Source organism: Oceanospirillum multiglobuliferum (genome assembly GCF_900167095.1).
GTDB classification, from domain to species: domain Bacteria; phylum Pseudomonadota; class Gammaproteobacteria; order Pseudomonadales; family Halomonadaceae; genus Oceanospirillum; species Oceanospirillum multiglobuliferum.
In genome coordinates, this window is sequence record NZ_FUXG01000018.1 from 1 (window position 1) to 14,984 (window position 14,984).

Genomic DNA, 14,984 nt, shown 5'->3' on the forward strand with positions numbered 1-14,984 from the left:
AGTTTTTGACTTGCTTAACAATCGACGGATACGTCAGAGATTACAAGCGACAAGCTCAGGCTTGGACGTAAGAATACAAGATACGAACAAAGTAGAAGGCCTAATAACAGATAGGCTTAATTGGCAGACATTCAATCTACACCTTTTTTGCTTGACGACAATAGCGTATTGGAACCACCTGATCCCTTCCCGAACTCAGCAGTGAAACGGTACAGCGCCGATGGTAGTGTGGGGTCTCCCCATGTGAGAGTAGGACATCGTCAAGCGCCTTATATAGAACCCCAGTCTAGCGATAGACTGGGGTTTTTTCGTTTCAAGCGTTTGAAAGTTTTGATCGTCTAACTCATTTACACTAGGCAATGGCCTGAGTGTATCGGATTGATAAGAACCTAATCTGGCTAGTAGCTTGCAGCTCATTTGGAGATAATGTGTAAAAAGGAAAGGCAATGGAAGACGATAAAATTATTGAGTTTATGGCAGATGGCCTTTGGCATAGCGGTGTTGATATTGCGGCAAGGTTTGGTTTAAGTCGGGCTGCTGTATGGAAGCGGCTTCAGAAGCTTGAGTCGATAGGTTTAGAAATTCAGAGAGAGCAGGCCAAAGGGTATCGATTGGCATATAGTTTTGAACCGCTTAAATCAGATTACATTGCGGCGCAGATCGCAAACAACACGCTGCTATCGATAAAGCCAATTACTACTTCGACAAATTCTGATGCGTTAACAATGCTGAAGGCATCATCAAAGTTATGGCCTGAACAGGCATACTTATGTTTAGCAGAGCTGCAAACGGCCGGAAAGGGTAGAAGAGGCCGGCAGTGGCAAAGCCCTTATGGTGCAAATTTATATTTCTCATGGGCTGCAACTTTGCCTGTTGGTGTTGCGGGCTTGGAGGGGCTAAGTCTCGCTATCGGGATATTAGTGGCTAAAGTGCTTTCTCAAAATAAAATCAATGATGTAAAAGTGAAGTGGCCGAATGATGTTTATGTTGATGGTAAGAAAGTTGCAGGAATTTTGATTGAGGTTGATGGCGACTTAACTAGTCATTGCAATTTGGTAGTCGGTGTAGGAGTCAATTTTTGCTTTAGCAGCCTGCATTTAGAGACTATAGGTCAGCCCTTCACTGCAATAGACTGTCACTCTACTCTTTCTCGTAATGAAATGTCAGTAATGCTCACAGCTGGTGTCGAAGCTGTTGTTAAAGAGCTTTGTAATGGAAATACTGTTGGCCTCTTAGGTGAGTGGTCGGCGTACGATTATTTGCTCAATAAGCCCGTTAACATTAGCTTGGGCGGGCAGGTGATTACGGGTGTTGCTAGAGGGGTAAGTAATACAGGCAATTTGATTGTTGAGCTTGGTGATGGGGAGTTAAAGCATTTTGCGGGTGGTGAGGTCAGTGTCCGTATTCAATAACAGATATTTTCTTATTAATGAGCTAGTTCTTTGAAGAATAATGAAAAAAAATGAAAAAAGTGTTTGCCAAGGTAATATGGTGTTGGTATAGTACGCCCCGTTGCCAAGCAAGGCAGCAACGCTAGAGCGATTAGTCGTCTATGCTCTGGAGGGGTTCCCGAGTGGCCAAAGGGATCGGACTGTAACTCCGCTGGCTCAGCCTTCGAAGGTTCGAATCCTTCCCCCTCCACCATTTTTTTTGCGGGCATAGTTTAGTGGTAGAGCCTCAGCCTTCCAAGCTGATGATGCGGGTTCGATTCCCGCTGCCCGCTCCAAGGCTCATGTAGCTCAGTCGGTAGAGCACTTCCTTGGTAAGGAAGAGGTCACCGGTTCAAATCCGGTCATGAGCTCCAGAATTTTAAGAAAGCAGGTGCTTTGCTACCTGCTTTTTCCGTATAAAGGCATTGATCTTTAAGTCAATTTGGGCTTGTAAAGGTTTTTTGTCAGGAGTAGAATGCTACGGCTGTTTTTAAGCCTAGCAAGCATAGGTCAGTAGCTCAATTGGCAGAGCAGCGGTCTCCAAAACCGCAGGTTGGGGGTTCGATTCCCTCCTGACCTGCCAACCTTCCTCGGGTTGGTATCCTTCTCGGCAACCGCCGAAATCTAAGGAGTTCATAGATGAAAAGCAATGCAGAAGCTCATACTTCCAATTCTAATGGGTTGAAGTGGGCCGTTGTTGTACTGCTTGTTTCTACCGCAGTGGCAGGCAATCTATATTTTTCTGAGTTACCATTGCTGTATCGCACTATTGCCGTTGTGGTGCTTGGTGTTATGGCTGCACTGGTTGCGCTAAAGACTGATAAAGGTCGTCGTTTTGCTGATATGGCTATCGAGTCTCGAGTAGAAATTCGCAAAGTTGTTTGGCCGACGAAGCAGGAAACAATTCAAACAACAATGATTGTTTTGGCTGCTGTTTTATTAATGGGATTAGTGCTTTGGGGTGTTGACTCACTTCTGAGCTGGTTGATCTCTTTGATTATTGCTTGATTGAGGAATAGACATGGCAAAGCGTTGGTATGTTGTGCATGCCTATTCAGGTTATGAGAAGCATGTAATGCGCTCGTTACAAGAGCGAGTGAAGCTTCATGAAATGACCGAGCTGTTTGGCGAGATTTTGGTGCCAACAGAAGAAGTGGTTGAAATGCGTGACGGTAAAAAGCGCAAGAGTGAGCGCAAGTTTTATCCGGGCTACGTATTGGTGCAGATGGAGATGAATGACTCCACTTGGCACTTGGTTAAAGAAACCCCTCGTGTTCTTGGTTTTATTGGTGGTACGGCAGAAAAGCCTGCGCCGATTACAGAGCGTGAAGCTGATGCAATTCTACAACGTGTTGCAGATAGAACAGATAAGCCGCGGCCTAAAACATTGTTTGAGCCGGGTGAAGTGGTACGTGTTATTGATGGGCCGTTTGCTGACTTTAACGGTGTTGTTGAAGAAGTGAATTACGAGAAGAGCCGTCTGCATGTATCAGTATTGATTTTCGGTCGCTCTACTCCGGTTGAGCTTGAGTTTGGCCAAGTAGAAAAAGACTGATTTCGGGCGATTGCTTTAAGCAGCGTCTTAAACGGGGAGCCGAAAGGCGATAGACCCACTTAGGAGATAAAAATGGCTAAGAAAGTAGAAGCCTATATCAAGCTTCAAGTTGCAGCTGGTAAAGCGAATCCATCGCCACCAGTTGGTCCAGCACTAGGTCAACGTGGTGTGAATATCATGGAGTTCTGTAAAGCGTTCAACGCACAGACTCAAGGTATGGAGCCAGGCTTGCCAGTTCCAGTTGTGATCAGCGTATATAGCGATCGCAGCTTCACATTTGTGATGAAAACACCACCTGCATCAGTTCTGCTGAAAAAAGCAGCTGGTATCACTAGTGGTAGTGCGCGTCCTAATACTCAGAAAGTAGGCACTGTAAACCGTGCTCAGCTGGAAGAGATTGCAACGACTAAACAGCCTGATCTGACAGCGGCAGATTTGGATGCAGCAGTACGTACCATTGCTGGTACTGCTCGCAGCATGGGTCTGAATGTGGAGGGTCTGTAAGATGGCTAAGCTAACTAAGCGCGCAAAACTGATCAAAGAGAAAGTAGATGCAACTAAACAGTACTCTGTTGCTGAAGCGGTTGCTCTGCTGGCTGAACTGTCGACTGTTAAGTTCAAAGAGTCTATTGACGTAGCGGTAAACCTAGGTGTTGACCCACGTAAATCAGACCAAGTTGTACGTAGCGCGACTGTAATGCCAAATGGCACAGGTAAAGACGTTCGCGTAGCGGTATTTACTCAAGGCCCTAACGCTGAAGCTGCTAAAGAAGCAGGTGCAGACGTTGTTGGTATGGACGAGCTGGCTGCCCAAATGAAAGGCGGCGACCTAAACTATGACGTGGTGATTGCTTCTCCTGATGCAATGCGTGTTGTAGGTCAGTTAGGTCAAGTTCTGGGCCCACGTGGCTTAATGCCAAACCCTAAAGTGGGTACTGTGACTCCAGACGTTGCGACTGCTGTACGTAATGCGAAAGCAGGTCAAGTACGTTATCGTACAGACAAAAACGGTATTATTCACTGCAACATCGGTAAAGTTGGTTTTGCTTCTGATGCAGTTAAAGGTAACTTGGAAGCATTGGTTGCAGACCTTAAGCGTCTGAAGCCTTCTACTTCTAAAGGTGTTTACCTGAAGAAAATTACTCTGTCGACTACTATGGGTCCAGGCCTGACAGTTGATATGTCAGATCTAGCGATCTAAGACAGAACAAACTTTGCGGGGCCCTTCGCTATTGCAAGGGTGCCGTCAAAGACCGCAGGAGCGAAAGCTTAATTTTCTGAGTTCAGATATCCTGCGCAGATGGAATGGCCCGCCAGAATTTCTGGTGCCCAACCATCGTTACTTCCCTGAAAAGGGGTGGTGGTAAGAGAAGGTGAAAGCCTTCATTAAAGCTTAGGAGCATATAAAGTGGCACTACGTCTCGAAGACAAAAAAGCAATTGTTGCTGAAGTCAACGAAGCTGCCAGCGCTGCTCTTTCTGTTGTAGTAGCCGATTCTCGTGGCGTTACTGTAGGTGCTATGACTAGCCTACGTAAAAATGCTCGTGAAGCCGGCGTACAGCTACGTGTTGTTCGTAACACGCTAGCTCGCATTGCTGTTGAAGGTACTCGTTTTGAGTGCCTGAAAGATAGCTTCGTTGGTCCAAGCCTGATTGCGTTCTCTATGGAACACCCAGGTGCGGCGGCTCGTCTGCTGAAAGATTTTGCTAAAGCAGAAGCCAACTTCGAAGTTAAAGCACTTGCGTACGAAGGAGAGTTGATTGCTGCGTCAGATATCGATCGTCTGGCAAGTCTGCCGACATACGAAGAAGCAATCGCACGCCTAATGATGACTATGAAAGAAGCATCTGCAGGCAAGCTGGTTCGTACACTGGCTGCTGTTCGCGATCAGAAGCAAGAAGCGGCTTAATCGTCCATCTTGTTGATTTCGCAAATAAACAAATTTTGATTTAAACGAGCGACAATTGCTCTATAACGTTGGGAAGCTAAGATAATGGCTCTGACTAAAGAAGATATCATCAATGCAGTTGCTGAAATGTCTGTAATGGACGTTGTTGAACTGATTGAAGCAATGGAAGAAAAATTCGGCGTTTCTGCAGCAGCTGCTGTAGTTTCTGGCGGTGCTGCTGGTGGCGAAGCTGCTGCAGAAGAAAAAACTGACTTTGACGTTGTTCTGTCATCTGCTGGCGACAAGAAAGTTAACGTGATCAAAGCAGTTCGTGCAATTACTGGTCTAGGTCTGAAAGAAGCTAAAGAGCTTGTAGATAACGCTCCATCTGTTATCAAAGAAGCAGCTTCTAAAGATGATGCAGAAGCAGCTAAAGCACAGCTAGAAGAAGCAGGTGCAGTAGTAGAGCTGAAGTAATAGCTCTTGCTGTACAGCAGACGCTGCTGAAGATCGCAGTGGGCTGGTGGCGTTGTCGCCGCCGGCCTTTTTCTGTTCATAATATCCTTGACTGCTTTATAAATAAGCGGCGTGAAGACATAGCGGCACAGGTTCTACTGGGTGTATCTAGAACACTGTGTACGTCGCCTGAGATCAGATGAACAAGCTGGGGAATACTGATGGCTTACTCATATACTGAGAAAAAACGTATCCGCAAGGATTTCGGTAAACTACCCCATGTCATGGATGTGCCGTATTTGCTGGCCATCCAGCTGGATTCTTATCGAGCTTTCCTGCAACAAGACAAAACAATTGAACAGCGCGAAGATCAAGGTCTTCATGCTGCGTTTAAGTCGGTATTCCCAATAGAGAGCTACTCGGGAAATGCTTCTCTTGAGTATGTCAGCTATCGCTTGGGCAATCCCGTATTTGACGTAAAAGAGTGTCAACTGCGTGGTGTCACTTATGCAGCACCGCTGCGTGTAAAAGTCCGTCTTGTCATTTATGACCGTGAGTCATCAAACAAGGCAATCAAGGATATTAAAGAACAAGAAGTCTACATGGGCGAAATGCCCCTGATGACGGATAACGGCACCTTCGTTATCAACGGTACTGAGCGTGTAATCGTATCTCAGTTGCACCGTTCTCCAGGTGTATTCTTTGACCATGATAAGGGCAAGACACACTCTTCAGGTAAGCTGTTGTACTCAGCTCGCGTGATCCCTTACCGTGGCTCTTGGTTGGATTTTGAGTTCGACCCTAAAGACAGTGTATTCGTACGTATTGACCGTCGTCGTAAACTGCCTGCTTCTGTTCTGCTACGTGCATTAAACTACACTTCTGAGCAGATGCTGGACATGTTCTTTGATACGAACAAGTTCTTCTTTGAGCGTGATGGCCTGTACATGGAGCTGGTTCCTGCGCGTCTGCGTGGTGAAACTGCAACATTTGATATCTGTGATCCAAACGGTGAAATCATCGTTGAAGAAGGTCGCCGTATTACACCTCGCCACATCCGTCAGCTTGAAAAAGCAGGTATGGATAAACTGAAAGTACCTGTTCAGTATCTATTTGGCCGCGTTGTAGCCAAAGATATGGTTGACGAGCGTACAGGTGAACTGATCTGCGAGTGTAACACTGAGATTACAGCAGAAATTCTAGAAAAACTGGCGCAAGCGGGCTGTAAAGTAATCGAGACGTTGTATACCAACGATCTTGATTGTGGTCCATTTATCTCTGACACATTGCGTATTGATAACACACGCAACCAGTTAGAAGCGCTAGTTGAAATCTATCGTATGATGCGCCCTGGTGAGCCTCCGACCAAAGATTCTGCAGAAGCACTGTTCGAGAACTTGTTCTTCAGTGAAGATCGTTATGATCTTTCTGCTGTGGGTCGTATGAAGTTCAACCGTCGTATCGGTCGTGATGAAGATACAGGTTCAGGTGTACTGAGCCATGAAGACATCATTCAAGTATTGCGCGAACTGATCAACATTCGTAACGGCCAAGGCGAAGTGGATGATATTGACCACTTGGGTAACCGTCGTATTCGTTCTGTTGGTGAGATGGCAGAAAACCAATTCCGCGTTGGTTTAGTACGTGTTGAGCGTGCTGTTAAAGAGCGTTTGTCTTTGGCTGAAAGTGAAGGCTTGATGCCACAAGACTTGATCAATGCGAAGCCTGTTGCCGCAGCGATTAAAGAGTTCTTTGGCTCTTCTCAGCTGTCTCAGTTTATGGATCAGAACAACCCGCTATCAGAAGTGACGCACAAACGTCGTGTTTCTGCTTTAGGCCCAGGTGGTTTGACCCGTGAACGTGCAGGCTTCGAAGTACGTGACGTACACCCAACGCACTATGGTCGTGTTTGCCCAATTGAGACCCCTGAAGGTCCAAACATTGGTCTGATCAACTCATTGGCGACTTATGCGCGTACAAATAGCTATGGCTTCTTAGAAACCCCTTATCGCAAAGTTGTCGATAGTATGGTGACTGATGAGCTGGTGTATCTGTCTGCAATTGAAGAAAGCCAATACATCATCGCTCAGGCCTCTGCGAAGATGGATGCGGAAGGTCGTTTGATTGATGATCTGGTTCAGGTGCGTCACAAAGGTGAAACCACCTTTATGATTCCTGAGCAAGTAACCTTGATGGACGTATCACCTCGTCAGGTTGTATCGGTTGCCGCAGCACTGATTCCATTCCTAGAGCACGATGACGCGAACCGTGCATTGATGGGATCGAACATGCAACGTCAAGCTGTACCAACATTACGTGCTGATAAGCCGTTAGTGGGTACAGGGATGGAGCGTTATGTTGCTCGTGACTCTGGCGTTTGTGCCGTTGCGAAGCGTGGCGGCGTAGTTGACTCAGTTGATGCGAGCCGTATCGTTATTCGTGTAAACGATGCAGAAACAGCAGCAGGTGAAGCAGGTGTAGATATCTACAACCTGACTAAGTACACCCGCTCTAACCAAAATACTTGTATCAACCAGCGTGCAATTGTACGTCCGGGTGATGTGGTTGCAGTTGGTGATATTTTAGCAGATGGTCCATCTGTTGATCTGGGTGAGCTGGCTTTAGGTCAGAACATGCGCATCGCGTTCATGCCTTGGAACGGTTACAACTTCGAAGACTCGATTTTGGTTTCAGAGCGTGTGGTGCAAGAAGATCGCTTCACTACGATTCATATTCAGGAATTAACCTGCGTATCTCGTGACACCAAACTAGGTGCAGAAGAGATCACGGCAGATATTCCAAACGTAGGCGAAAGCGCGCTGGGTAAACTTGATGAGTCCGGTATCGTCTATATCGGTGCGGAAGTTTGCGCAGGTGATATTCTGGTCGGTAAAGTGACGCCTAAAGGTGAGACGCAACTGACTCCAGAAGAAAAGCTACTACGTGCAATTTTTGGTGAAAAAGCCTCTGATGTTAAAGATACCTCTTTACGTGTATCAACAGGCGTTAAAGGTACTGTTATTGATGTTCAAGTGTTCACCCGTGATGGCGTTGAAAAAGACAGCCGTGCGCGTGCGATTGAACAGCAACAGCTAGATGAAGTTCGTAAAGATCTTCAGGAAGAATACCGTATCGCCGAAGAAGCCACCTTTGAGCGTCTATCTCGTCTACTAGATGGCCAAGAAGTGCTGAGCGGTGTGCGTTTACTGAAAGGCGACAAACTGACTGCTGAATACTTGGCCGAATTGCCACGTAGCCAGTGGTTCAAGCTTAGCTTAGTCGATGAGTCTCTAAACGAACACCTGCAACAGGCTGAAGAGCAGCTGTTATTGCGTCGTAAAGAGATGGACGACAAGTTTGAAGACAAGAAGAAGAAACTGCAGCAGGGTGATGACCTTGCCCCAGGTGTTCTGAAGATTGTTAAAGTTTATGTTGCCATTAAGCGTCGTATCCAGCCTGGTGACAAGATGGCGGGTCGTCACGGTAACAAGGGTGTTATCTCAGCTATTATGCCAGTTGAAGATATGCCTTATGACGAGAAAGGTGAATCTGTTGACATCGTACTGAACCCTCTGGGTGTACCGTCTCGGATGAACGTAGGTCAGATTCTGGAAACACACCTAGGTCTAGCAGCGAAAGGTCTTGGTAACAAAATCAACGAGATGCTACTAGAACAGCGTGAAACTCAGCTGGCTGATATTCGTGCTTTCTTGGACAAAATCTATAACCAGGTTGGCAGCAAAACTGAAGATATCGACAGCTTGACTGACGAAGAAGTGATTCAGTTAGCACAGAACCTGCGTAAAGGTGTACCAATCGCAACAGCAGTATTTGATGGTGCTAAAGAAGCAGAAATCAAAGAGTTGTTACGTTTGGCAGACCTGCCTGACAGCGGCCAGATGTGGCTGCGTGATGGCCGTACCGGTGAGCAGTTCGATCGTCCAGTAACCGTAGGTTACATGTACATGCTGAAACTGAACCACTTGGTTGACGACAAGATGCATGCGCGTTCTACTGGCTCTTACAGTCTGGTAACGCAGCAGCCTCTTGGTGGTAAAGCTCAGTTTGGTGGTCAGCGCTTCGGTGAGATGGAAGTGTGGGCACTGGAAGCATACGGCGCGGCTTATACCCTGCAGGAGATGCTGACGGTTAAGTCGGATGATGTGAATGGTCGTACCAAAATGTATAAAAACATTGTTGATGGTGATCATCGCATGGAACCGGGTATGCCGGAATCCTTCAACGTATTGGTGAAGGAAATCCGTTCTCTGGGTATCGATATTGATCTGGAAAGCTAATTTTAGCCGTTACAGATTTAGCAGATGAATTCCGATGCGGGCTGAGGCCCGCATCAGCAACTCCATTTGGAGCAGTGGCCGATGAAAGATCTAGTTAATGTGCTAAAAGCACAGGGACAAAGCGACGAATTTGATTCGATAAAGATCACGCTGGCATCACCAGACATGATCCGTGCTTGGTCCTATGGCGAAGTTAAAAAGCCAGAGACAATCAATTATCGTACCTTTAAGCCAGAACGTGATGGTCTGTTCTGTGCCAAAATCTTTGGTCCGGTAAAGGACTACGAGTGCTTGTGCGGTAAGTACAAGCGTATGAAGCACCGTGGTATTATCTGTGAGAAGTGTGGCGTAGAAGTCACTCAAGCTAAAGTTCGTCGTGACCGTATGGCTCACATTGAACTTGCCTCTCCAGTTGCACATATCTGGTTCTTAAAATCGCTACCGTCCCGCATCGGTCTGTTACTCGACATGACTCTGCGTGATATTGAGCGCGTATTGTATTTTGAATCATTTGTTGTGGTTGATCCGGGTATGACTACTCTGGAAAAAAACCAGCTTCTAAATGATGAGCAGTATTACGAAGCGTTAGAAGAATTTGGTGATGACTTCGATGCTCGTATGGGTGCAGAAGCGATCCAAGAGCTGTTGAAAGACATTGAAATTGAAGAAGAGATCAATTTCCTGCGTGAAGAAATTCCGCAGACCAACAGCGAAACCAAAATCAAGAAGCTGTCTAAGCGTCTGAAACTGTTGGAAGCTTTCTTCAAGTCAGGCAACAAGCCTGAGTGGATGATTCTGGAAGTATTACCAGTATTGCCACCTGATTTGCGCCCATTGGTTCCGCTAGATGGTGGTCGTTTTGCGACCTCGGATCTGAACGATCTCTATCGTCGTGTGATCAACCGTAACAACCGTCTGAAACGTCTTCTGGACCTGAATGCACCTGATATTATCGTACGTAACGAAAAGCGTATGTTGCAGGAAGCGGTCGATGCGCTATTAGATAACGGTCGTCGTGGTCGTGCGATTACAGGCTCTAACAAGCGTCCTCTGAAGTCTTTGGCTGACATGATCAAAGGTAAGCAAGGTCGTTTCCGTCAGAACTTGTTAGGTAAGCGTGTTGACTACTCTGGTCGTTCGGTAATTACCGTAGGTCCACAGTTGAAACTGCACCAGTGCGGTCTGCCGAAGAAAATGGCACTTGAGCTGTTCAACCCATTCATCTTCGCCCGCCTAGAAGCGAAAGGCATGGCGACAACCATCAAAGCTGCGAAGAAGATGGTTGAGCGTGAGTTGCCAGAAGTTTGGGATATCTTAGCTGAGGTGATTCGTGAACACCCAGTGATGTTAAACCGTGCACCAACTCTGCACCGTTTAGGTATCCAAGCATTCGAGCCTCTACTGATTGAAGGTAAAGCGATTCAGCTTCACCCGTTGGTGTGTGCGGCCTACAACGCCGACTTCGACGGTGACCAGATGGCGGTACACCTGCCTTTGACCACCGAAGCACAGTTAGAAGCCCGTGCGCTGATGATGTCGACCAACAACGTACTATCTCCTGCGAACGGTGAGCCAATCATCGTACCGTCTCAGGACGTTGTACTGGGTCTGTATTACATGACCCGTGACCGTATCAACGCGAAAGGCGAAGGTATGGTATTCAGTGGCGTTGACGAAGCGGAACGTGCGCTGGGTGCAGGTCATGTTAACTTGCAAGCGCGAGTTAAAATTCGTGTGAACGAAGTGATTCGTCATGAAAACGGTGAAATTGAAAAACGCACTGTAATTTATGACACCACTATCGGTCGTGCAATGTTGTATCGCATCCTGCCAAAAGGCTTGCCTTTTGACTTGGTTAACCGTGCGATGAGCAAAAAAGCGATCTCTCGCCTGATCAACGCGTCTTATCGTCGTGTAGGTTTGAAAGAGACTGTAATTTTTGCGGACCAACTGATGTATACCGGCTTCCGTCAAGCGACACTGTCTGGGGCATCCATTGGTGTAAACGATTTCGTAATCCCTGACGCAAAAGCTGCCATCGTGGCCGCCGCTGAAGCTGAAGTGAAAGAGATTGAACAACAGTTCTCTTCAGGTCTGGTAACTCAGGGCGAGAAGTACAACAAAGTAATCGACATCTGGTCTAAGGCAAACGATAAAGTTGCCAAAGCGATGATGGAAGGTATCTCGAAAGAAACCGTAATCAACCGTGACGGTGTTGAAGAAGAGCAAGACTCATTCAACTCAGTTTTCATCATGGCGGACTCTGGTGCTCGGGGTAGTGCGGCTCAGATTCGTCAGTTGGCGGGTATGCGTGGTCTGATGGCGAAGCCAGATGGCTCGATCATTGAAACGCCGATTGTGGCAAACTTCCGTGAAGGCTTGAACGTACTTCAGTACTTCATCTCGACACACGGTGCGCGTAAAGGTTTGGCGGATACCGCACTGAAAACAGCAAACTCGGGTTATCTGACACGTCGTTTGGTTGATGTGGCACAAGACCTTGTTGTGACAGAACATGATTGCGGCACTGAAAACGGTCTGACGATGCACCCGCTGATTGAGGGTGGCGATATCGTTGTACCACTTGGTCATCGTGTATTGGGTCGTGTAGTTGCTCAGGACGTGGTTAAGCACGATACAGGCGAAATACTGATTCCTCATGGCACGTTGTTAGACGAAGCTTGGTGTGAAAGCTTAGACACCATGGGTATCGACGAAATTATCGTACGTTCAGCAATTACCTGTGACACTCGTTACGGTGTATGTTCGAGCTGCTATGGTCGTGACCTTGCGCGTGGTCACTTGGTTAACGTGGGTGAAGCAGTTGGTGTTATCGCTGCTCAGTCGATCGGTGAGCCAGGTACGCAGTTAACGATGCGTACGTTCCACATCGGTGGTGCGGCATCACGAGCGTCTGCAATCGATAACGTACAAGTTAAGCATGGCGGTACCGTGCGCTTCCACAACATCAAAGTGGTAGAGCGTAAGGATGGTAAGTTAGTTGCAGTTTCTCGTTCTGGTGCATTGGCTGTAGCTGATGAAACAGGCCGTGAGCGTGAATACTACAAGCTGCCTTACGGTGCTGAGATCAGTGCGCGTGAGGGTGACAAGGTAGAAAGTGGTCAGATTCTGGCGAAGTGGGATCCGCACACTCACCCAATCGTGGTAGAGATGGCGGGTCGTGCCAAGTTCAATGGTATGGAAGATAACATCACCATGAACCGCACCACAGATGAATTGACAGGTCTATCTTCTATTGAGGTTCTAGACCCATCAGCACGCCCTGCTGCGGGTAAAGACATGCGTCCAATGATCATGCTGGTAGATGAAGCTGGCAATGAACTGACCATGCCAAACTCACAGTCGCCTGTGCACTATTTACTGCCAGGTAAAGCGGTTGTGACGGTAGAAGATGGTGCTGACGTCGGTATCGGTGAAATTATCGCGCGTATTCCTCAGGAATCTGCGGGTAACAAAGATATTACTGGTGGTCTGCCACGAGTGGCCGACCTATTCGAAGCGCGCCGTCCAAAAGAGCCTGCATTACTGGCAGAGATTTCAGGTGTTGTAACCTTCGGTAAAGAAACCAAAGGTAAGCGTCGTATCCTGATCACGCCAGAAAGCGGTGATACATATGAAGTGCTGATTCCTAAATGGCGCGTGATGAACGTGTTTGAGGGTGAGAAAGTTGAACGTGGTGAGGTAATCTCTGACGGTCCATCTAACCCGCATGATATTCTACGTCTATTAGGTGTGAGCAAGCTGGCTGAGTACATCACGACAGAGGTGCAAGAAGTTTACCGTCTACAAGGTGTAGGCATTAACGATAAGCACATCGAAGTAATTGCTCGTCAGATGCTACGTAAAGCAGAAATCACAGAGTCAGGTGATTCAAGCTTCATCCATGGCGACCAAGTCGAGGTTGCGCAATTATTGGATGAAAATGAAGCGCTGATGCAAGCGGATAAATTCCCTGCAAAATACGAACGTGTATTGCAAGGTATTACCAAAGCATCTTTGGCAACAGAATCGTTTATTTCTGCTGCATCGTTCCAGGAAACCACGCGCGTACTGACAGAAGCGGCGGTAACTGGCAAGCGCGATCATCTGCGTGGCTTGAAAGAAAACGTAGTGGTAGGTCGTCTAATTCCTGCGGGAACAGGTCTGACTTATCACCGTAATCGTAAGAAAAAACGCCAAGAAGTTGAGGCATTACTAGCAGGTCCAAGTGCAAGTGATGTGGAAGCTGCACTGAGTGAAGCGCTAAATAGCGAAGAGTAACTCAGTCTGGCAATAGAGTAATCAAGGCTGGACGATAGTCCGGCCTTGACTGCAATGGGGAGGCAACATACAATGCGCCTCCTTAATTAGTATGGCGATGGTTTATCCAGCGTCTTTTTTTGTGTACAACGTGGAGTCTGCTTGCATGGCAACCATCAATCAGTTGGTACGCAAACCTCGTAAGCGTCAAGTTGAGAAGAGCGATGTTCCTGCTCTTCAAAGCTGCCCGCAAAAGCGCGGTGTATGTACTCGTGTATACACGACAACTCCTAAGAAGCCTAACTCAGCGCTTCGTAAAGTGTGTCGTGTACGTTTGACTAACGGTTTTGAAGTTTCTTCTTACATCGGCGGTGAAGGTCACAACCTTCAAGAGCACTCTGTTGTTCTGATCCGTGGCGGTCGTGTAAAGGATCTACCTGGTGTTCGTTATCACACAGTTCGTGGTAGCTTGGATACTTCTGGTGTTTCAGACCGTAGACAGGCTCGCTCCAAATATGGTGCGAAACGTCCTAAGTCAAAATAATTTAATCTTTGTCTGATAAGAGTAAGGCTAGGGTTTATTCCTAGGGTTACCTGAAGACCTTGAAGAGGGCTTATCGATGCCTAGACGTCGTGTTGCTGCCAAGCGTGATATTATTCCGGATCCTAAGTTCGGTAATGAGCGCCTAGCTAAGTTTATGAACCATGTAATGGTTAGCGGTAAAAAATCTGTTGCTGAGCGTATCGTATACGGCGCACTTGCTAAAGTAGAAGAGCGCAGCAAAGAACAGCCGCTAGATATGTTTGAAAAAGCGATCGAAGCTATTCAGCCGCTGGTTGAGGTTAAATCTCGCCGTGTGGGTGGTGCTACATATCAAGTACCCGTTGAAGTGCGTCCTGCTCGTCGTATGGCTCTGGCTATGCGTTGGTTGGTAGATGCTGCACGTAAGCGTGGCGAGAAGTCTATGGATTTACGCCTAGCTGGTGAAATTCTTGATGCGGCAGATGGTAAAGGTGCTGCAGTTAAGAAGCGTGAAGACGTTCACCGCATGGCTGAAGCTAACAAAGCGTTCTCGCACTACCGCTTCTAATCAAAC

At 47.2% G+C, this 14,984-nt stretch carries 11 protein-coding genes, 4 tRNA genes and 1 rRNA gene; all 16 read left to right on the top strand.

The window, feature by feature from the left end; all coding sequences use genetic code 11:
* Positions 1-150 precede the first annotated feature (150 nt).
* The 16 genes from rrf to rpsG all read left to right on the top strand — a co-directional run bounded on the left by rrf (position 151) and on the right by rpsG (position 14,978).
* Positions 151-266 (top strand): 5S ribosomal RNA (gene rrf / locus B5D26_RS12010).
* 180 nt (positions 267-446) lie between these two features.
* On the top strand, positions 447-1,412 hold the full coding sequence (locus tag B5D26_RS12015; protein ID WP_078745975.1) for a biotin--[acetyl-CoA-carboxylase] ligase: 966 nt from the start codon (positions 447-449) through the stop codon (positions 1,410-1,412).
* A 147-nt stretch (positions 1,413-1,559) separates the two neighbouring features.
* Positions 1,560-1,644: transfer RNA gene (locus B5D26_RS12020), tRNA-Tyr, on the top strand.
* A gap of 8 nt (positions 1,645-1,652) precedes the next feature.
* Positions 1,653-1,726: transfer RNA gene (locus B5D26_RS12025), tRNA-Gly, on the top strand.
* Between the two features lie 2 nt (positions 1,727-1,728).
* Positions 1,729-1,804: transfer RNA gene (locus tag B5D26_RS12030), tRNA-Thr, on the top strand.
* Between the two features lie 133 nt (positions 1,805-1,937).
* Positions 1,938-2,013: transfer RNA gene (locus tag B5D26_RS12035), tRNA-Trp, on the top strand.
* 56 nt (positions 2,014-2,069) lie between these two features.
* Positions 2,070-2,438, top strand: coding sequence for a preprotein translocase subunit SecE (gene secE / locus B5D26_RS12040; protein ID WP_078745976.1), 369 nt, complete (start codon positions 2,070-2,072; stop codon positions 2,436-2,438).
* A gap of 13 nt (positions 2,439-2,451) precedes the next feature.
* Entirely contained in the window at positions 2,452-2,985 is a 534-nt protein-coding gene (nusG, locus tag B5D26_RS12045; protein WP_078745977.1) for a transcription termination/antitermination protein NusG, read from the top strand.
* Positions 2,986-3,057: 72 nt separating this feature from the next.
* A complete protein-coding gene (rplK, locus tag B5D26_RS12050; RefSeq protein ID WP_078745978.1) occupies positions 3,058-3,489 on the top strand; it encodes a 50S ribosomal protein L11 in 432 nt (143 codons plus the stop codon).
* A gap of 1 nt (position 3,490) precedes the next feature.
* A complete protein-coding gene (rplA, locus tag B5D26_RS12055) occupies positions 3,491-4,186 on the top strand; it encodes a 50S ribosomal protein L1 (RefSeq protein WP_078745979.1) in 696 nt (231 codons plus the stop codon).
* Between the two features lie 207 nt (positions 4,187-4,393).
* Positions 4,394-4,894, top strand: a complete 501-nt coding sequence (rplJ, locus tag B5D26_RS12060) for a 50S ribosomal protein L10 (protein ID WP_078745980.1) — start codon at positions 4,394-4,396, stop codon at positions 4,892-4,894.
* 84 nt (positions 4,895-4,978) lie between these two features.
* A complete protein-coding gene (rplL, locus tag B5D26_RS12065) occupies positions 4,979-5,350 on the top strand; it encodes a 50S ribosomal protein L7/L12 (RefSeq protein ID WP_078745981.1) in 372 nt (123 codons plus the stop codon).
* A gap of 200 nt (positions 5,351-5,550) precedes the next feature.
* Positions 5,551-9,627: a DNA-directed RNA polymerase subunit beta gene (gene rpoB, locus B5D26_RS12070; RefSeq protein WP_078745982.1), complete on the top strand. Its 4,077-nt coding sequence runs from the start codon at positions 5,551-5,553 to the stop codon at positions 9,625-9,627.
* A gap of 81 nt (positions 9,628-9,708) precedes the next feature.
* Complete coding sequence (rpoC, locus tag B5D26_RS12075) at positions 9,709-13,908, top strand: DNA-directed RNA polymerase subunit beta' (protein ID WP_078745983.1); 4,200 nt, start codon at positions 9,709-9,711, stop codon at positions 13,906-13,908.
* 145 nt (positions 13,909-14,053) lie between these two features.
* Positions 14,054-14,431: a 30S ribosomal protein S12 gene (rpsL, locus tag B5D26_RS12080; protein WP_078746032.1), complete on the top strand. Its 378-nt coding sequence runs from the start codon at positions 14,054-14,056 to the stop codon at positions 14,429-14,431.
* Between the two features lie 76 nt (positions 14,432-14,507).
* Positions 14,508-14,978, top strand: a complete 471-nt coding sequence (gene rpsG, locus B5D26_RS12085; RefSeq protein ID WP_078745984.1) for a 30S ribosomal protein S7 — start codon at positions 14,508-14,510, stop codon at positions 14,976-14,978.
* Positions 14,979-14,984: the final 6 nt, after the last annotated feature.